This is a genomic window from Bacteroidales bacterium (genome assembly GCA_021648725.1).
Taxonomy (GTDB): Bacteria; Bacteroidota; Bacteroidia; order Bacteroidales; family JAADGE01; genus JAADGE01.
In genome coordinates, this window is the sequence record JAKISF010000027.1 from 1 (window position 1) to 19,206 (window position 19,206).

Consider the following 19,206-nt stretch of genomic DNA (forward strand, 5'->3'; position numbering starts at 1 on the left):
CACTTACCCCCTATATATACCGTAAAAATAAATACTATTTTTAAAAAGCAAAATTTCAAAGAACTTTTTATTATATTTTTCTTATTTTTACACAGTTATGATTAATCCTTAACTAAACGACATTGAAACGACATTGATAAATGTATTGAAATTTTGCTTGTATGTGAGATTTATTATGTTTGAAATGTATAGTTTATTTGTGCTTAGTTTTTCTGCAATTTTATTTACGGTAATATCATTGTTAAGAAATATTTTATCTTCTTCCATTAATTTTAACAGTCCTGTTGAAAGCGTGTGTCTTTGTTCAATTGTAATTAAAGAACTTTCAGATTTTAATTTTTGTTCGGTTTCATTTGTTTTAGAAATATTATCAATTATTGCTTCATGTTCAAACATTGTATCGGTTAACTTTTGCTCGGTCTCCATTAAAGCTAAGTTTTTGTGTACCAAGACTTTATATGCCTGGTTTTGTTTTTGTTTTTGAATAAAAATAATAATTAAAAATAAAAAGATTATAAAAAATCCTCCGCTTAGAATGTAAAGAAGATTTCTTTGTTTTGATATTCTTACCTTATTCAACCTTATTTTCTTATCTTTTTTTTCAGTTTCATAATTAATTTTCAACTGATTAATCATTCTTGTATTTTCTGTGTTGTAAATACTGTCTTTTAGTTCAGTATATTTTTTATAATAAAGAAGTGCATTTTTATGAATTCCTCTTTTTTCATATAATTCTGAAATTTTAAGAAAATCATCTTGTATATGGTCTAAAGAACCGACTTTTTTTGCATGTTTTATACTTTTAAAGAAATAAATTATTGATTTATCGTAATCAGACATTTTTTCAAATATTTCTCCAAGATTATTATAAACCTCAGCTAAGCCGAAATTATCACCGGATTTTATAAATATTTTTTCCGCGGCAAACAAATATAATGAAGCTTCTTTTGTGTTGCCCGTCAATAAATAAGTTTCTCCTATATTACTTTTACAATAAGCTGTTCCCGATTCATATTTAAGCTCTTCAAAATTATTTAAAGATTTAAAATAGTGATTAAAAGCATCTTCAAACTTTTTTTGTTTTTTATAAATGTCGCCTATATTATTTTGAAGTATTGCTATTCCTGTTTTATTTCCTGTTTTTTCATACAAATGCAGAGCATTTTGATAATATTCCAACGCATTTTCATATTCTTTTTCATTGGAATAAATTATGGCAATATTGTTTGCACTTGTTGCTTGTGCTTCAACATATCCTATTTTTTCAGCCAACATAAGCTCTTTTGTAAAGCATTCATGAGCTTTTGGGTAGTTAGATTGTTTGAAATATATCATTCCTAACTTCTCTGTTGTTTTTACAATTTCTAAAGTGTCATTAATTTCTTCAAAAATATTTAAAGATGAGTCCAGTAACGTTATTGCTTCCGAGAAATTTTCTTTAAAATAGTATATATATCCGAGAGAATAAAGGGACTTTGCCGTAAAAAAGTTGTTCTTTATCTTTTTTGAATATTTTAATGCACTTTGCGAATATTTTTTTGCAGAATCATTTTGAAAAGATGTATATGCTTCGGCAATTTTTATCAATGTATTTATATAAGCAGTATCATTTTTGTTTATTAATGATTGCTTTAAACTGTCAATATTATTGTTTTCTTGTGAGTAGGAAAACGTATAAATAACTGTAAATAATATGACTGTAGCTTTTTTCATAAAAAAGTCGGAAAAATAAACTGAACTTTAAAATTATGAAAAAACTGCAAGAAAACATAAAAACTACTTACTTTTTATAAATTTCTTTATAAATTTTCCGTATTCGGTATCAATAAGTAAAAAATAAGTGCCGGCAGGTATATTGTTGATATTAACGTGTATTCTGTTTTTGCCGGTATATATTTTTATATCAGTGAACCGATTAATAAGCCGTCCTTCAACTGAGTAAATCGAATAAGTAATGTTTGAAGTGTTTTTTGCCTGAATAAGAAAGTTTAATTCATTCCTTACCGGGTTGGGAAAAATATTTTTTATTGAAATCTTATCTGTTACAGGAGAAAGTTCGTTAATCTCGGTTGCTTCTCCGAAAGGTAAAATATTGAAATAAATTTCGGTATCTTCTCCGTCAAAATAAGGATAAAAAGCAATTACATTGTTTTTTGTTGCAATTATCTGAAAATATTCTCCTATTCCTACTGAAGATTCAAAGTTGCCGTCGTTATAATTAAATGCATCGTGGGAAACTTTATATTCCTCAAAAGTATTACCTCCGTCATAAGATAAAGCATAATAATAATCATTCATATAAACATCCGGAATTTCATAACCCCTGTTATCATGCCAGCCCATAACAAGAATTCCGTCAGGATTCACATATATTGTAGGTCGATGATGAAATCCGTAATCTCTCGGCAAATCAGTATTTACAATTTCGGGTGTTGACCATGTAGTGCCGTTATCATCGGAATAAGATAAAAGGACATCAACTTTTTTTATGTAATTTGCATCATTTGAGTTCCAACATACATAAATTCTATTTTCATAAGGGCTTGTGCTTGATGTATCTATTGCAATATATGAACTCGGATATAGCCTGTCATACATTCCGGTACTTGTTGGGTTGTCTTGTCCTACACCTTGAAAACGCGTAACATCAATGTCAGAAATAAAATGAGGTGTTGAATATGTTATACCGTTATCAACAGAAACAGAGTGCATCAGTTTTTCAAGAGGCGGTTCGGGAAAAGCCGGATAATAAGGATAAACAGCATGGGTGTTTCCTGTTTTATCAATTGCTAATGCCCCGAGTTGTGCCCAAACAGTTCCGGCAGGCGGAACTAAAACTTTATCTTCAAATAAAGTTGCACCGGAGGTTTTTTTTCTGATACCCCAAGTCTCAATGCCTGTATTGTAATTATCTGTTGTGTTAAATTCTGCAAGTGAACAATAAAGGTCGTTTGTTATCGGGTTTATTGCCATCCACTGTTTATCCGGAAAGTTTCCGGTGTTAATTCCTGTAATTCCCCCTGTAAGTTCATAGTTTAAAACACCGCTTGAAATAAAGTCATCTCCGTTTTCGGGTCTTATCCATGTTGCTCCTTTATCGGTTGACTTTGCATATGTTAAATAAACATCAACATATATTTCATCTGCCGAAATTACTCTTACAATTGTGTATATCCACGATATATAAATGTTGCCGAGGTTATCAAAAACAATAAAAGGATCTCCGCCTCCGCTTAATGCTTCATTAGCCTGAATGTTTCGCGGAATAAAATCAATATTTGCTTCATTCCATGTTTCTCCGAAATCAATTGTATAGAAAAGTTTGAAAATTAAAGGCATTGAAGAATTACCTGCATCAAGGTTCATCCAAGAAATTATAATATTACTTGTATCAACAGGATTTATTGCTGAATGAAGTTCTATGTCGGCAATATTATCATTGGTTAATTGTGTTGAATTTCCTTTAATTGAATTTGTTTGCTTCGCATAAATTAATTCCTTATTATTTAAAATATTATCAATTGTTTTTTGAGAAATATAAATCTTTTTATCAACAATATTATTAATATTCTTTTGAGACCGAACATTATTAAAAAAGAATAATTGAATTATCAGTAATAAACTAATTTTATGCTTCATAGTTTGCTTTATAAAACAAAACCTCCGACAGGATTTTAAATCTCTGCCGGGGTTTATTTATTTAATTATTAACAGTTATTAATATTTATTTCAAAATAATTTTTTCCGTTAAAACTTTGTTATTTTTAATAATATTAATAAAGTATAAACCTTTACTGTTGTTTGACAAATCAATTTCAAATAATCTATTTGGCTGTTTTGACGCATATATTTGTTTCCCTGAAATATCAAATATTGTTATTAACAAAGGTTCGTCAGAATTAACATTTAAAATCCCTGTTGTGGGGTTGGGGTATAGTTTGATGTTATTTTCAGTTAAATTCTCAATTCCTACGGTCATTGCAACATTAACCGGTAAGTTTGCCCCTGCAACCGTAAAAGATCCGGCATAATCAGAATATCCTGTTGCCGTAATATTATAATTATAGTTTCCGTCATATAAATTAATAGTTGCAATACCGCTTGCATTTGTGGTTATCGGAGATTCTCCCGTTACGGTAATTTCAGCACTGCTGACGGGGTTACTTCCTTCAGTAACCGTAAATGTAACAGTATAAGCAGAAAGCTCTGTCATTGTAACATCAACAGGCAGGTTTGCTCCGCTGACGTTGAATGAACTTGAATAATCGGCATAACCTGTTGCCGTAACATCAAAACTATAATTTCCGTCGTATAAATCAATAGTTGCAACACCGCTTGAATTTGTTGTTACGGGAGAATAGCCCGAAACTGTTACCTGTGCTCCGTTTATAGGATTTGTTCCGTCTGTAACGGTAAATGTAACAGTATATGCATTTCCGCAACCACCGCCGGCATTAATATAATTTATTTTTGTAACCGTAACCGGACTGTTACTGAAACTATTATTAGTTGCAATCATTTGTATTGAATAACAACCTGCCTGATAAAAAGTTATTTGAGGATCTTCGTCCGTATTGCTTGTAAAGTTTGTAAAGCCCCAATGAGTGCCGTTAACTCCGGGAGAAACAGCCCAAGTGTATGTTGTTCCGCCGGAGGCATCGGGAACAGTTGAATTTGTGAAGTTTACTGCTCCGCTTAAGTTTGGATTTGTATTATCAGCAGTAAAATCAGCAACTAATTGAGGAGCAGCAGAAATGTCCATATAATCTGTTTTTGTTGCAGATGCTGAATTAGGTGCAAAATTATTATTATTAGTTGTTAAAGTTACCGTATATAAGCCGGGAGTATTAAAGCTAACCTGCGGGTGTGCGGATGTAGCATCAGTTCCGCCTTCAAATGTTACTGTATTAGGCGAAAATTCCCATAAAAAAGTTGACCCTTGATTTAACGGCTCGGATAAATTTGTATATTGAAAAATATCATCGGTATTGCCGGTTTGTGAATTTACGGTAAAATCTGTTGTAATTTGGGTAAGGTTTTCTCTGTACCATTTTGCGTTATAAGATTGATCAGAATTTGTTGTATTATGTATGAAAGTCATAACAGGACCTTTAACACCTTCAACAAACCAAAAATACGAACTTTCATTAATAATTGTTTCGTCAAAGAGCATTCCGAAAGCATAAGTTTTTATAGAAAAACTCTCAGTTAAATGTACCCTTAGAGCATTAGCATAAACTTTATGAGGTAAAAATAATTTTCCGTAACCATCGCATTCAAAGTGATAATTTCCGTTGTCAACACTCAGGCTGTCAACACCGCTACCTTCAGTTGCATTACCGGAAGCAAAGTAAGATAAAGTCATGTTATCCAGGTAAGTAAAAGGATATGGATATTGGCTAAAAGATTGTGGTATCCAATTGTCAACTTCTTTATATATTAACCACATATCAATACTATTATTAGTATCATAAACATACCAACCTGAACGATTCCATTCTGTTCCGCCGTTATTATCAAAATAAAAGTATCCGTTTGTTTGACTATTTAGACGTTCTGCTAAATCTACACTCGGCATTTCTGTTGCATGTGGTAAACCCGCAGGGTCAATATACTCATAAGTTTCTGTTGTCCCGTCTTCTGTAAGTGCTGAGAAATCCCAAGTAATATTTTCTCCTGCCGATCCTACATCAAAAGTTTGATCAACGTCAAATAATTTTTGATATGTGATATTGTCTCCTAAAATATAAACATTATTATCTGTTATCGTAATTTGCGAATTTGCAACTACAACAAATAAACTTGCAAAAAAAAGTAAAGAAAGTTTTTTCATAATTAAATGATTTATTTTGTTAAAATTTGAAAAGTAAAGATAATTGCTTGTACGGTTAAAAGCAATATTTTGTTGTGTAAATTTCGAAATTTACACATGTAAGGGTTTGTATTATTCGGATAGTCAGGATTTTGTCGGTAGCGGTTAAATAAAACATTATCAAAAATGAATAATATAAAACCTTTTTGAAGTTGCAATTTTATTTTGTATCTTTGTAGAGTGTGTAGTCTTTATTAACTGAAATTTCAGATGTATGAAAAAATATATAATAATTGTACTTATATTAATTGCCGGAATTTCTTCTGAAAGTCAGGTTTTGTCGGTTTCAGACGGTGTTTCATTTAGTGTTCAGGGGTCTGTTACATTGACTCTTTCGGACGGAACTGATTTTATTAACGATTCACAAAACACAAGTTTAAACGGTAATATAGAATTTATAGGTTCGGGAGAGCAAATTATTTCGGGAACAGTTCCTTTAAATATTTCTAATATGTATATTGATAACAGTGGTTTGCTGTTAGAAAATGATGTTTTTGTTTCCTCTGAACTTAATATGCAAAACGGAATAATTAACTTACAGTCAAATAACTTAACCGTAGGGAATAGTGCCGTAATTTCAGGGAACTATTCCGATAATTGTATGGTTGTAAGTGATGCTTCCGGAGTTTTTATAAGAAATGTTTCCGGAAACGGGACTTATTTGTTTCCTGTCGGAGATATTTTCGGAACACCGGATTATAGTCCTGCTGAAGTTGATATGTTAAGCGGTAATTATACCGATGCGGATATAAGAGTTTCGGTTTTTAATGAAAAACATTCTCAAAACAACAGTACCGTAAATTATTTGAACAGATATTGGCAAGTTTCGGCAACCGGAATTACAAACCCCGATTTTGACATTACTTTAGATTATGTGCCGGGAGATGTTGCAGGTAATGAAGCCGAAATTTTCGGAGCACTTTACACAACCGACTGGTTATTGTTAAATCAAGTGTCAAACAGTCAAATAACTGCAAATATTAATAAATTTGGTGATTTTACGGGAGGAGAACAGTATGCCTTTTCGGGAATTAACGAACTTTTAAATAATGAAATTACTGTTGTCGGATTAGAAGACGGCTTCAGAATAAATTTAAAACACGGTATTGAAATTTTACAGATGAATGTTTTTAATGTTCTCGGACAAGAAGTTTATCAACAAAAAGAGGTTTCAACAAATATTGTCAGTTTTAACAGAGCAGTAAAAACCGGAATTTACTTTATAAGGCTGTTAACAAATAAGGGGATTGTATCTAAAAAGGTTTTGATTCATTAGAGGTAAGAAATAATATACTTTAGTCGCAGGCAGCTTTTTAGTTGCCCGCTTTTTGCATCATTAATTCTTCAATTTCATTCGGTTCAATCGGCTCGTTTGCAAGCAAATCAACCGGTTCATTGTCCGTAATTAAAATGTCGTTTTCTAAGCGAATTCCGAAACCTTCTTCTTCAATATAAATTCCGGGTTCGCAACTTAAAACCATTCCCGGTTTAAAAATTGTATCTTTTGAGCCGACATCGTGAACGTCTAATCCCATAAAATGAGAAGTTCCGTGCATGAAATATTTCATTCTTACGGTATCTTTCTTATCTTTATTTTTAATGTCTTTTTCGTTTGCTAAATTCAGACTAACTAACTCTTCTTCAATATATTTATTTACAATTTCATTTAGTTTGTTAATTGTTGTTCCTTGAACCATAAGTTTTGTTGCTTTTCTCATTACTCGTAACACAGCCTCATAAACTTCTTGTTGGCGTTTGCTGAATTTTCCGTTAACGGGAACCGTTCTGGTTGTATCAGCCGAATAGTTCGCATATTCAGCACCGAAGTCCATTAAAATCAAATCACCGTCTTTACAAATTTTATCATTTGAAACATAGTGTAAAACACAATTGTTTTTTCCGGAAGCAATTATCGGTTCATAAGCATGCCCGTTTGCACCTTTTTTAATAAATTCTTTTGTAATTTCTGCCTCAATTTCATATTCTTTGATTCCGGGTTTAATCATTTTTAACACTTTAAGAAATGCATTTGAAGTAATATCACATGCCTTTTGCATTAACTCAATTTCTTCGGGTTCTTTTTGAAGTCTTAGTCGGGTTAAAACAGGAGCAAGCCGTTTAAATGAATGTAAGGGGTATTTACTTTTTAATTCTTTTATAAAACGAATATCTTTATACGGTACGGGTGTGTCAAATTTCGAATATTCATTATTATTAAGAAAAATTACATTTATACCGAGCAATAAATCTTTAAGGAAATCTTCAAATTCTGAAATGAATCTCACATTTTTAATTCCTGAAATTTTACCTGCTTCTTTTTTTGTCAATTTATGCCCTTCCCAAATTTCAAGATTCTTACTTGCTTTAATTATAAACAGAACTTCTTTATCTCCTTTCTTTTTTGCGAAAGGATTAATTATTAAAATAGATTTTTCTTGTTCAATACCGGTTAAATAAAAAAAATCGGAATTTTGTCTGTACTTAAAAAACTGGTCTCCGTTTCGAGGCATTTGGTCATTCGAATTAATAATTACAATTCCTTCATCTGTAATTTTATCAATAAGTTTTTTCCTGTTTTTAATAAAAAGCTTATTTGGAATTTGAGAGTATCGCATAATTTAGAATGAATATGAATAATAAAACTAATGTTTTGAAACATAAACAGAAGATGAAAACATCTGTATTTTTGTATGTTTTTACAAAAGTATTCAAATTAAATTTATAAATTATTATTCTATGAGCAATTTTATAAAATCTTCCGTAGGGAAGAAACTAATTTTAAGCTTATCAGGACTGTTTTTAATTATGTTCCTGTTGGTACATTTAACTGCAAATTTATTTTTGCTCGGAGGTTCCGAACCTTTTAATGCCGTTACACATTTTATGGACACAAATCCGATAATTCAAATTATGCAACCTGTACTTGCTCTCGGATTTTTTATTCATATTTTATACAGTGTGATTATACAAATCCAAAACTGGAAAGCAACACCTGTTAAATATAACAAAGTGAATCAAAAAGAAAGCAGCAAATGGTCTTCAAGAAATATGATTTGGTTGGGCTTATTTATTTTTGCTTTTTTGACAATTCATATTTGGAATTACTTTTATGTAATGAAATTTGAGGCAGAAACAATGGCTGTAACTTCAGAAGGAATTCATAATGCATATCAGCTGGTTGCAAATTTATTTACCGATGCTTCTTACGGTTATATTTATTCCGGCATTTATATTATCGGGTTTATTGCTTTAGGACTACATCTGAACCATGCATTTTGGTCAGCTTTTCAAACAATAGGTTGGAGTAATGATATTTGGAGAAAACGGTTAAGTTTTATCGGAAGTTTATATTCGGTATTAATTGCCGTAGGTTTTTCAATAATACCGTTATATTTTCTTTTTATAAAATAATTTTATTCAATACAGAATATTAAATTATCATTATTATGACAAAATTAAATTCAAAAATTCCGGAAGGAAAACTCAAAGATAAATGGAGCAATTATAAAGCTCATCAAAATTTAGTAAATCCTGCAAATAAACGTAATCTTGATATTATTGTCGTAGGAACAGGGCTTGCAGGCGGAGCAGCAGCAGCAAGTTTGGCAGAACTTGGCTTTAAAGTTAAAAATTTCTGTTATCAGGACAGTCCGAGACGTGCACACAGCATTGCAGCACAAGGCGGAATAAATGCGGCAAAAAACTATCCGAATGACGGAGATACAGTTTACAGACTTTTTTACGATACAATTAAAGGCGGTGATTACAGAGCCAGAGAAGCAAATGTATATCGTTTGGCAGAGGTCAGTAACGCAATTATTGACCAAGGTGTAGCACAAGGAATTCCTTTTGCAAGAGAATACGGCGGTCTGTTAGATAACCGTTCTTTCGGAGGGGCATTAGTTTCCAGAACCTTTTATGCAAGAGGGCAAACCGGACAACAATTATTGCTCGGTGCTTACAGTGCATTAAGTCGCCAAATAGGTTTGGGAAATGTTACAATGTACAACAGAACCGAACTTATGGACATTGTTATTGTTGACGGAAAAGCAAGAGGAATTGTAACAAGAAATTTAATAACAGGAAAGATTGAAAGTCACTTCGGACATGCTGTTGTTTTAGCAACAGGAGGATATGGAAATGCTTTCTTTTTATCAACAAATGCGATGGGGTCAAACGGAAGTGCTGTATGGAAAGCATATAAAAAAGGTGCATTCTTTGCAAATGCTTCATTTGTTCAAATTCATCCTACTGCAATTCCGCAACACGGAGACTTTCAATCAAAATTAACATTGATGAGTGAAAGTTTAAGAAATGACGGAAGAATTTGGGTTCCTAAAAAGAAAGAAGATGCAGAAGCAATTCGAGAAGGAAGATTAAAAGCAGAAAATTTACCTGAGGAAGACAGGGATTTCTTTTTGGAAAGACGTTATCCTGCATTCGGAAACTTAGTTCCGCGTGATGTTGCGGCAAGAGCTGCAAAAGAGCGAACAGATAAAGGTTTCGGGATTGAAAATAATACAACAAAAGAAGGTGTTTTCTTGGATTTCAAATATGCAATAAAACGCTTAGGAAAAGACCTTATAGAAGAAAGATACGGAAACTTATTCCAAATGTATGAAAAAATAACGGCAGATAATCCGTACAAAACTCCTATGAAAATATTTCCTGCAATTCACTATACAATGGGCGGTATTTGGGTTGATTATGAACTTCAAACAACTGTTCCCGGATTATTTGTTGCAGGAGAAGCAAACTTCTCGGATCACGGAGCAAACAGACTCGGAGCATCAGCATTAATGCAAGGTTTAGCTGACGGTTATTTTGTTCTTCCCTATACAATACAAAATTATTTGGCTTATGAAATCGGAACAGAAAGAATGGTTCCTTCAGAACATGATGAGTTTAAAAAAGCTGAAAAAGATGTTGAAACATTAATTGACAAATTAATGGATATCAAAGGAACAAAATCTGTTGATTATTTCCATAAAAAACTCGGAAAAGTGATGTGGAATAATGTAGGAATGGAGAGAAACGAAAAAGACTTAAAAGATGCAATCAATAAAATTAAAGAAATTAAAAAAGAATTTTGGTCTGATTTAAAAATTCCGGGAGAGAAAAATGCTTTAAACGTTGAACTTGAAAAAGCAAACAGAGTTGCCGATTTTCTTGAAATAGGAGAATTAATGGCTCGCGATGCTTTAAATCGTGATGAATCAAGCGGCGGTCATTTCCGTTCCGAACATATCACCGAAGACGGTGAAGCAAAAAGAAACGATAAAGATTTTATGTATGTTGCAGCATGGGAGTACAAGGGGGACGATGTTGATCCTGAATTACATAAAGAACCTTTGCATTATGAAGAAATTGAAGTAAAAACGCGTAATTATAAAACTGCATAAATCAGACAATTAAAAATAAAAATTATGGCTTCAAAAAATATAAATATAAACTTAAAAGTTTGGCGTCAAAAAGATGCTAAATCAAAGGGCGGTTTTGAAAAGTACCGACTTGAAAATATATCTGTTGACAGTTCATTTCTTGAAATGATAGATGTTCTTAATGAGAAACTGGTTAATGAGGATAAAGAACCGGTTGCATTTGATCACGATTGCAGAGAGGGAATTTGCGGAATGTGCAGCCTGTTTATTAACGGAAGAGCTCACGGACCGGACAGTTTAATTACAACATGTCAACTTCATATGAGAACCTTTAAAGATAATGAAACAATAATTATTGAACCGTGGAGATCCGGCGGCTTTCCTGTAATCAAAGATTTGATGGTTGACAGAACTGCATTTGAAAAAATAATGCAAGCCGGCGGTTTTATTTCAGTTAATACCGGCGGTGTTCCTGATGCAAATGCAATACCCATTGCTAAAGCTGCCGCAGAAGAAGCAATGGATGCGGCTTCATGTGTAGGTTGCGGAGCATGTGTTGCAACTTGTAAAAATTCGTCTGCAATGCTATTTGTTTCTGCTAAAGTTTCTCAATTAGCATTATTACCGCAAGGCAAAATAGAAGCATCCAAAAGAGCAAAAAATATGGTTGCCGTTATGGATGAAATGGGTTTCGGAAATTGCTCAAATACAGGTGCTTGCGAAATGGAATGTCCGAAAGGAATATCATTGGCACATATTGCAAGATTAAACAGAGAATTTCTTATTGCAAATATTAAAAGTTGATAGGTTATAATTAAAAAAGTTAAGCAGTCATATTTTTTGACTGCTTTTTTGTATCTTTATATTTCATAAAAACTACAAGAAATGAAGAATGTATTTTTTTTAGCAGTTGTTTTGTGCTTGTTCTCATGTTCTGATACATATCGAGATTTTCAATCAATAAAAGATATGAAATGGTACAGAGCAGATAAAAAAACATTTGAAGTTGACATAAAAGAAACCGGAAATTATGATTTATTTTTCGCGATGAGGTATTCAACCGGCTATCCGTTTAAACAAATTAAAATTAAAGTAACACAAAAATCTCCAAACGGAGAAGAGTTTTATAAAAATGCAGAAATTGCCGTTGCAAATGATAAAGATGAGTATATCGGTGATATTACCGGTCAACTGTGGGATATTGAAAAACTAATTTCAAAGAAAACTTTATTAGAAAAAGGGAAATATGTATTTGAAATCAGTCATACAATGAACAGCAATCCCGTAGTTTTAGTAATTGACATAGGACTTATTGTAAGACAAACTAAATGAAAGCATCAAGAAGTACTGTGATATTTCTTCCTGAGGTGTCTGTCAACCTTTTGAAGAAGTTCTTCTTGGGTGTAAGGTTTTGTAATATAGTCATCCATGCCGCAAAAGTAAAAAGTTTTTAATTCGCATAGCATTGCAGTTGCAGTTTGTGCAATAATAGGAACATTTTTCCGAAAATATCTTATTTCTTTGGTTGCGTCTATGCCGCCTTTTCCGGGTAATTTAATATCCATTAAAATTAAATCAATATCAGAATTGTTTTTTGCATAATTAACAGCTTCAAACCCGTTTTTTGCAAATAATATTTTTGCTCCGGTTAACGAAAGATATTCAGACAATAATTTAGAACTGAAAACATCGTCTTCAACAATTAATATTGTTTTATTTCGAAACCGGTCTTTAAACATGGAAATTAAAGAGATTAATATAGTTAAATGCCCTCTAACAATAAATGCAGGTCTATATCAAGACCTTGTGCAATTACAGCAAGAGAAGATATTTTAAAGTCATACTCTCCTCTTTCTGTTCTGCCGATTTTTCCGGGGTCAACATTTAACTTGAATGCTAAATCAGCTTGGGTCATATTTTTTGATTTTCGAACCTTTCTGATGTTTTCTCCGATAGATTTTAATAATTCTTTTTTGCTGCTATCATTTAAACTCATGAATATATTTAGGTTAGAGCTATTATGAATAAAATGAAATAAGTCGCTTCTTTTCTTTATTACAAATATATGTAATTCGAAGGAATAAAAAAAGGGCATGTATGCCTTATATTATTTAGAAGACAGGGAAATACAGTTAGTTGTGAGAAATTTGATATAAAGTATTTGTTTGAAAAATATATGTATTTTTGAATTTATATTTGTTATTTTATTGTTGCTCAACAAATAAATTTTAAATCTTATATTTTAATTCTTTCAAAAGTTAGTCTTATTTATTGTTAAAAGAAGAAAAATAAATTAAATATAAAAAACACTTTTTTTAAAAAAGAAGGCGAATGTCCGACATATTATTGAAATATTATTAAATTTACTGCTAAAAATAATAAAATATGATTAAGGTCTTAATAATAGATGATCACCCTATAACTGTTGACGGAACTAAAATTATATTAACCGGTCATTTCAAAAGTTCAATAACAATAAAAACTGCGGAAACAAAAAGTTCAACCCTAAGTATGCTTAACGAGAAATTTGATTTAGTTATTTCAGATGTAATGATTCCGAATAATGAATTTGAAAAAGCTTATGAGTTTAACGGAATTGATTTAGCATCATATATTAAAAGGACACATCCTGATACTAAGCTTATTATGTTAACAATGCTGAAAGATGAAAGAATGTTGAAAAAACTTATTGATATAGGCGTAAACTCAATAGTTTTAAAATCAATGGATGAAGATATTTTGATTAAAGCAGTTAAGAGTGTTATGAACGGGAATAATTTTTTTGAAAAGCAGCTCCAAAGCTTATTGGTTTCAAAAAAAGCTGAAAAGAAAAATGTACCGCATAATATTATCTTATCTCCTTATGAAGAACAAGTTTTAAAATATACTGCGCATGGTTTAAAAGAAAAAGAAATTGCGTTAAAAATTGGAAAAAGTACACGAACGGTTGAACGGCACATTAAAACTTTAAAGTTGAAATTTGAAGCGAGTAACAAGGAGAACTTGGTGTTTAAAGCTACAAAAATAGGATTATTATAAAGTAGTACTATGATACAAAAGAATAAAATAATTATTTATTTGTTGTGTATATTGTTACTCACTTGTGCTGTATCTTTCGGACAAAATAATATCTCATTTGAAGATGATTATAAATTAAATGTCAAAAAAAAGATTAAGGTTGACGATTTTCAAGCACTTAATGATTATACCTCTGATTTTAAAAATAGGCTTGATAATTTTAATGAACTAAAAAAATATAATGCCTTGTTTTTAGCTCTTTCACAAGTAAATTTGAATCAAATAAATTATGCCGAAAAATCTCTTGATTCTTTATTGCAAGTAACTAATAATGAAAAATATAATAATTTGATTAAAGGTATTTACGGCATTTCAAAATATAGGCAAGGAGATTTTGAAAGTTGTTTAGAATATTTAGGAAAGCCAATTGATTATCTGAGTGTTATTAAAGACAAAAATGATTTTGATAATTACTTTCTTGCTTTATTTTTGAGGTTTTTAGGCAGAACATATTCTGAAACAGGTATTTCCCTGCAGGCTATTTCAATGTTGCAAAAATCAAATCAAATATTTGAAAACTTGGGCTTTATTGAAAATACATATATTAACTACAAGTTCATCGGCAGAGCATATATACAAAGCGATATAAATAACGACAGTTTAAAAGTTTTTGCACTATACAACTATAACTTTGCTTTACAAGGATTTAAGAAATATAATATGAGAGATGAAATCCCATGGATTTACACAATAATAGCCGACTACTATTTGGCGGAAAAAAATTATAAGCAAGCAAAACTTTATCAAGATTCGGCATATAATATGTTAAAAGAAGATGAAATATTGTTGAGAGGCTTATCTCATAATAATTTCGGCAAGATATATGAAATTAAGAATGATTTTGTTAACGCAAAGAAGTATTATTTAAAAGCAATAAAAGATTACGAATTAATTAACAACAACACAAACAGAGCAGTTACATATTATAATTTATCCGGCCTTTTTTTAAAGAAAAAATTATTTAATCAAGCTTCTGCTTATGCAGACTCATCTATACTGTACTCTGTTAAATCTCAAAACCTTGATAAAACCGGCAAGGTATATTTATTAATTTCGGATATCTATAAAGAAAAACTTGATTATAAAAATGCGTATTATTATTTTTATAAATCACATCAATTATCTCATCAACTTTCAGAACAACAAAGCAAGGATATCGCGTTTTCTTACAGAGCAATTTATAAAACAAAGCAAAAGGAAAAAGAAAACTTAAAACTGAAAAGCGAATCAGAATTAAAAGATTTAAAAATGTACAGTTATAGGGTTTATGCTTTAATTTTTATTGCTTTTTTAACACTTTTGTTCGTGTCAATTTTTTTCAGAATAAAGAGAACGAAACAAATAAATGCTGCTATATTCAGGCTAAAGGGACAAGAAGATGAAAAACAAAGGTTATCGCGAGAATTACATGACGGAATAGGCAGCAACTTAAAAGGTATTGCATTAAAGATTAACCATTTGGCTGAAAATAATAATCTAGAAAACAATGTTTCGGAAGTAGTAAAAAATATTACTGACGTAAATGATGAGTTAAGAAGAATTTCGCATGACTTGGCTTTACCGTTCAAACAATCTCTTGATGAAAATATTCGAAGATTGATTAAAAGAATAACAGCACATAATGAAATTTCTGTTTTTTACAACTCGTTTCCTGCAAGCGGCTGGGAAACTGTAGATTACAAAATTTCATTTGAGTTATACAGAATTGTTCAGGAAGCAATAAATAACATTATTGAACATTCTGATTCTGAAAGTGCCGAAATTCAGTTGACAAGAAGCAAAGATGAAATTTTGTTGACAATTTCTGACAACGGAAAAGGTTTTGACATTGAGAAAAAACAAGTTTCAGGAATCGGTATGATTAATATACACTCAAGAGTTAAAGTGTTGAACGGAAAAATTTCAATTACATCTGAACCTGACGGCGGAACTTTTATTGAAATATCAATTCCGAGATAAAAACGAGAGAACTTATTTTTTCTTTTGTGTTTTCTTCTTCTTTGTTACGTTTTTTTTCGGCAATGCCTTAGCCGGTTTTTGGCTTCCGGCTATAGCCAAATACTCTTTTTTTGTTTTTTCAATTGCAGCAAAAATAGGTTTTGCCTTTTCAATCATTACGGGTTTGTTCAACTCTTTGTATAAGTTCTGAATTTTTTCTTCGTATTCCTTAATTTTGCTTAAGATTCTCTTCGGCTCTACGGGAATAATTTGTTCGTATGCCTCTTCAACTCTTATTTGAAAATCACTTAATACATTCATGTAATTAATAAATGCGTCATAAGGCGAACTGAACGGATTGAAATAATCATGCACAATTCCGTCGGAAAGAATTTTTGTACTCATATAGTAAAAGTGGTCACTTGCCTGCAAATATCTCCATGCTTTTTTCAATTCGGGTTTTTTAATAAGCTTCATTTTCTCTGAAAGTGAGTACAATTTGTCAAATGCTTCTTTTTGCATTTCGTTTCCGAGCCATGCGGTTAAATCTCTTTCTTCGTCAGCCCACGAAATTGCATGAGGAACATTCATTGATGCAACCGGTTCATGTTTTTTTACAATTTCTGACGGTGTTGCAAACTTAAATTTTGTTTGTTTAAATATTTCTTGCGGAAAAGTTTGTAAAAAACCGAAAATTCCTGTGTGAGATTTTTGATGTTCTCCGAAAGTTTCATAATCCATAAATAAATTTACAACCTCTTGCTTGTTGTCTAAATCTGCAATCCAAGAAGCATATTTTTCAGCAGTTAAAGGATATTCGTCCCATGATTTATTTGAAAACCTGAAAGCAATATCGTCACTTAATTTATAATTTTTTAATATTAATTTCAATTCGGGTTTAATAACATTATAATACAAAACATTGGGGCTTTTCCAACCTAAAATGTGTTTTGCTCCTTCTGTAATCATTGCCTCAAACCCCATTTCAGAAATTGTTTCGCCTATTAAATTATCGTAGATTAGTTCTGTATTTCTGAATATTTTCGGCATTTGTCCGAAATGCTTTTTAATTGTCTGAATGTGTTCTGTTACTTGCGATTTAAATTCTTCTTTATCAAACATTGAAATTAAAGAATGTGAATATGTTTCTGCCAAAAACTCAACCTGCTTTGTTCTTGCAAGTTCTTTAAAACTTTCTAAAACTTCGGGTGCATATTCTTGAAACTGCTCTAATGCAAGTCCCGTAATCGAAAAACTGACTTTAAATTTGTTTTTATATTTTCTAATTAAATCTAATAGTATCTTGTTGGTATACAGGTAACTGTCATAAGCAATTCTTTGCATATGCGTTTTGTTTTCAAAATCATCAAAATAATGACGGTCTTCTCCGATATTAAAAAAACGGTATCTTTTTAATCTGTATGGTTGGTGAACCTGAAAGTATAAGCAAATGTGTTGCATATTTTAGTTAATTTAGATTTTTTTGTAAGGTGTTAATAATGAGTCATAAATTCCCTTTACTTCTTTTGCCGGTTTATCCCATTTCATCTTTTCAACCTCGTTTTTAGACTGTTTTATGAACATTTTAGATAAACCGTTATATTTTATAAGTCCGTATATTGCATCTGCTAAAGCATCTTCATCCCAATAGTCAATTTTTACGGCATTTTGTATAACTTCCGCAACACCCGATTGTTTAGAAATTATTACGGGAACATTTGACCGCATAGCTTCTAAAGGCGAAATTCCGAATGGTTCCGAAACAGAGGGCATAACATATACATCGCTTATTGCAAACATCTTAGTTACGTCATCGCCTTTCAGGAAGTCGGTAAAATGAAATTTATCTGCAATTCCTTGCTCTGCTACATATTTTATCATTTGTCTGAACATATCACCGTTTCCTGCCATTACAAATCTTACGTTATATGTTTTATCTAATACTTTTTTTGCGGCATTTACAAAATATGCAGGACCTTTTTGATATGTTATTCTTCCTAAGAATGTTACAAGTTTTTCCTTTACATTTTTTTTGTAAGTTATTTTTTCTGCTTCTTGCGGTTCAACGGCATTATAAACAGTTTGAATTTTTTGTTCATCAGCACCGTAATGTTTTATTATTGTGTTTTTAGTTAAGTTGCTGACTGTTATTATTTTGTCGGCATCTTTCATTCCTGCTTGTTCAAGTGCAAAAACTCTGGTATCAATATTTTCTGCTCCGCCTCTGTCGAATTCTGTTGCATGAACATGAATAACAAGCGGTTTTCCCGAAACTTCTTTTGCTGCAATTCCGGCTGCGTTTGCTAACCAATCATGTGCATGAATTATGTCAAAATCGTTTTCTTTTGCAATAACTGCGGCAACACGTGCGTAATTATATACTTCTTGAATAAGGTTTGGTCCGTAGGTTCCCGAAAATGAATATTTTCCGTCTTCATTAATTGATAAAGTTTCTTTGTGAGAAAAGCTAATTTCTTTTATTTCACCGTTTTTTTCATAATATAACACTCCGTCTTCATCAATTTTAATATTTTTGCCGGTCAGTTTTTTTTCTTTAATAAATCTTTCAAATTCTTCCTCCGATAAATAAGGTTGCAGTTTTGATTTTACTTCAATAAAATCGATTGTTTTGAAAGTTGATGATAGTTTTGTTTTTTTATTTTCAATATAATTTTCTTTCTCTGAAAAGGTATATAAATGTTCTTTCCAAGAATCGGTTAGTGTTTTTTTATATTGTTTGACAACAATATTGCTTGCTCCGATAAGGTTTGCAACATCCTCGTCTTCATCTCCGTATAACTTAGGAACAACAAAAATAATTTCAAGATTTTTAATAGCCGATAAACTTTTTGTTAAACCGTAACTTGCAGTTCCCAAACCACCTGAAATATGCGGCGGAAATTCCCATCCGAACATTAATACTTTCATCATTAATAT

The 19,206-nt window shown here is 31.3% G+C and carries 15 protein-coding genes; 7 read left to right on the forward strand and 8 right to left on the reverse strand.

Annotated features, from left to right (window positions below; translation table 11 throughout):
- Positions 1 to 108: 108 nt before the first annotated feature.
- From L3J35_10200 to L3J35_10210, 3 genes are all read right to left on the reverse strand, one after another.
- Complete coding sequence (locus tag L3J35_10200; protein MCF6366559.1) at positions 109 to 1,713, reverse strand: tetratricopeptide repeat protein; 1,605 nt, start codon at positions 1,711 to 1,713, stop codon at positions 109 to 111.
- A 63-nt stretch (positions 1,714 to 1,776) separates the two neighbouring features.
- A complete protein-coding gene (locus tag L3J35_10205; protein ID MCF6366560.1) occupies positions 1,777 to 3,639 on the reverse strand; it encodes a T9SS type A sorting domain-containing protein in 1,863 nt (620 codons plus the stop codon).
- An 85-nt stretch (positions 3,640 to 3,724) separates the two neighbouring features.
- A complete protein-coding gene (locus tag L3J35_10210; protein ID MCF6366561.1) occupies positions 3,725 to 5,833 on the reverse strand; it encodes a T9SS type A sorting domain-containing protein in 2,109 nt (702 codons plus the stop codon).
- Between the two features lie 253 nt (positions 5,834 to 6,086).
- Between L3J35_10210 and L3J35_10215 the strand changes: the two genes are divergently transcribed.
- Positions 6,087 to 7,148, forward strand: a complete 1,062-nt coding sequence (locus L3J35_10215; protein ID MCF6366562.1) for a T9SS type A sorting domain-containing protein — start codon at positions 6,087 to 6,089, stop codon at positions 7,146 to 7,148.
- Positions 7,149 to 7,185: 37 nt separating this feature from the next.
- On the opposite strand, the gene L3J35_10220 is transcribed toward L3J35_10215, so the two are convergent.
- Entirely contained in the window at positions 7,186 to 8,487 is a 1,302-nt protein-coding gene (locus L3J35_10220; GenBank protein MCF6366563.1) for an aminopeptidase P N-terminal domain-containing protein, read from the reverse strand.
- 121 nt (positions 8,488 to 8,608) lie between these two features.
- Between L3J35_10220 and L3J35_10225 the strand changes: the two genes are divergently transcribed.
- The 4 genes from L3J35_10225 to L3J35_10240 all read left to right on the forward strand — a co-directional run bounded on the left by L3J35_10225 (position 8,609) and on the right by L3J35_10240 (position 12,585).
- Entirely contained in the window at positions 8,609 to 9,283 is a 675-nt protein-coding gene (locus L3J35_10225; GenBank protein MCF6366564.1) for a succinate dehydrogenase cytochrome b subunit, read from the forward strand.
- 35 nt (positions 9,284 to 9,318) lie between these two features.
- On the forward strand, positions 9,319 to 11,274 hold the full coding sequence (locus L3J35_10230) for a fumarate reductase/succinate dehydrogenase flavoprotein subunit (protein MCF6366565.1): 1,956 nt from the start codon (positions 9,319 to 9,321) through the stop codon (positions 11,272 to 11,274).
- 24 nt (positions 11,275 to 11,298) lie between these two features.
- Complete coding sequence (locus L3J35_10235; protein ID MCF6366566.1) at positions 11,299 to 12,057, forward strand: succinate dehydrogenase/fumarate reductase iron-sulfur subunit; 759 nt, start codon at positions 11,299 to 11,301, stop codon at positions 12,055 to 12,057.
- 81 nt (positions 12,058 to 12,138) lie between these two features.
- Complete coding sequence (locus tag L3J35_10240; protein ID MCF6366567.1) at positions 12,139 to 12,585, forward strand: gliding motility lipoprotein GldH; 447 nt, start codon at positions 12,139 to 12,141, stop codon at positions 12,583 to 12,585.
- Positions 12,586 to 12,590: 5 nt separating this feature from the next.
- Here the strand turns inward: L3J35_10240 and L3J35_10245 are convergent, their stop codons facing one another.
- Positions 12,591 to 12,992, reverse strand: a complete 402-nt coding sequence (locus L3J35_10245) for a response regulator (GenBank protein ID MCF6366568.1) — start codon at positions 12,990 to 12,992, stop codon at positions 12,591 to 12,593.
- A 23-nt stretch (positions 12,993 to 13,015) separates the two neighbouring features.
- Positions 13,016 to 13,249, reverse strand: a complete 234-nt coding sequence (locus L3J35_10250; protein MCF6366569.1) for a helix-turn-helix domain-containing protein — start codon at positions 13,247 to 13,249, stop codon at positions 13,016 to 13,018.
- A 389-nt stretch (positions 13,250 to 13,638) separates the two neighbouring features.
- Between L3J35_10250 and L3J35_10255 the strand changes: the two genes are divergently transcribed.
- Both L3J35_10255 and L3J35_10260 read left to right on the forward strand, forming a co-directional pair.
- The gene (locus L3J35_10255) at positions 13,639 to 14,292 is read left to right on the forward strand and encodes a response regulator transcription factor (protein MCF6366570.1); all 654 of its coding nucleotides are present in this window, start codon (positions 13,639 to 13,641) and stop codon (positions 14,290 to 14,292) included.
- Between the two features lie 9 nt (positions 14,293 to 14,301).
- Complete coding sequence (locus tag L3J35_10260; protein ID MCF6366571.1) at positions 14,302 to 16,290, forward strand: sensor histidine kinase; 1,989 nt, start codon at positions 14,302 to 14,304, stop codon at positions 16,288 to 16,290.
- A 12-nt stretch (positions 16,291 to 16,302) separates the two neighbouring features.
- Here the strand turns inward: L3J35_10260 and L3J35_10265 are convergent, their stop codons facing one another.
- A complete protein-coding gene (locus tag L3J35_10265; protein ID MCF6366572.1) occupies positions 16,303 to 17,730 on the reverse strand; it encodes a glycoside hydrolase family 57 protein in 1,428 nt (475 codons plus the stop codon).
- A 12-nt stretch (positions 17,731 to 17,742) separates the two neighbouring features.
- Positions 17,743 to 19,197, reverse strand: coding sequence for a glycosyltransferase (locus L3J35_10270; protein MCF6366573.1), 1,455 nt, complete (start codon positions 19,195 to 19,197; stop codon positions 17,743 to 17,745).
- Between the last annotated feature and the right edge of the window lie 9 nt (positions 19,198 to 19,206).

Coding starts and splice junctions, on each gene's coding strand:
- L3J35_10200 (MCF6366559.1), bottom strand. CDS start 1,713: ATGAAAAAAGCTACAGTCATATTATTTACAGTTATTTATACGTTTTCC.
- L3J35_10205 (MCF6366560.1), bottom strand. CDS start 3,639: ATGAAGCATAAAATTAGTTTATTACTGATAATTCAATTATTCTTTTTT.
- L3J35_10210 (MCF6366561.1), bottom strand. CDS start 5,833: ATGAAAAAACTTTCTTTACTTTTTTTTGCAAGTTTATTTGTTGTAGTT.
- L3J35_10215 (MCF6366562.1), top strand. CDS start 6,087: ATGAAAAAATATATAATAATTGTACTTATATTAATTGCCGGAATTTCT.
- L3J35_10220 (MCF6366563.1), bottom strand. CDS start 8,487: ATGCGATACTCTCAAATTCCAAATAAGCTTTTTATTAAAAACAGGAAA.
- L3J35_10225 (MCF6366564.1), top strand. CDS start 8,609: ATGAGCAATTTTATAAAATCTTCCGTAGGGAAGAAACTAATTTTAAGC.
- L3J35_10230 (MCF6366565.1), top strand. CDS start 9,319: ATGACAAAATTAAATTCAAAAATTCCGGAAGGAAAACTCAAAGATAAA.
- L3J35_10235 (MCF6366566.1), top strand. CDS start 11,299: ATGGCTTCAAAAAATATAAATATAAACTTAAAAGTTTGGCGTCAAAAA.
- L3J35_10240 (MCF6366567.1), top strand. CDS start 12,139: ATGAAGAATGTATTTTTTTTAGCAGTTGTTTTGTGCTTGTTCTCATGT.
- L3J35_10245 (MCF6366568.1), bottom strand. CDS start 12,992: ATGTTTAAAGACCGGTTTCGAAATAAAACAATATTAATTGTTGAAGAC.
- L3J35_10250 (MCF6366569.1), bottom strand. CDS start 13,249: ATGAGTTTAAATGATAGCAGCAAAAAAGAATTATTAAAATCTATCGGA.
- L3J35_10255 (MCF6366570.1), top strand. CDS start 13,639: ATGATTAAGGTCTTAATAATAGATGATCACCCTATAACTGTTGACGGA.
- L3J35_10260 (MCF6366571.1), top strand. CDS start 14,302: ATGATACAAAAGAATAAAATAATTATTTATTTGTTGTGTATATTGTTA.
- L3J35_10265 (MCF6366572.1), bottom strand. CDS start 17,730: ATGCAACACATTTGCTTATACTTTCAGGTTCACCAACCATACAGATTA.
- L3J35_10270 (MCF6366573.1), bottom strand. CDS start 19,197: ATGAAAGTATTAATGTTCGGATGGGAATTTCCGCCGCATATTTCAGGT.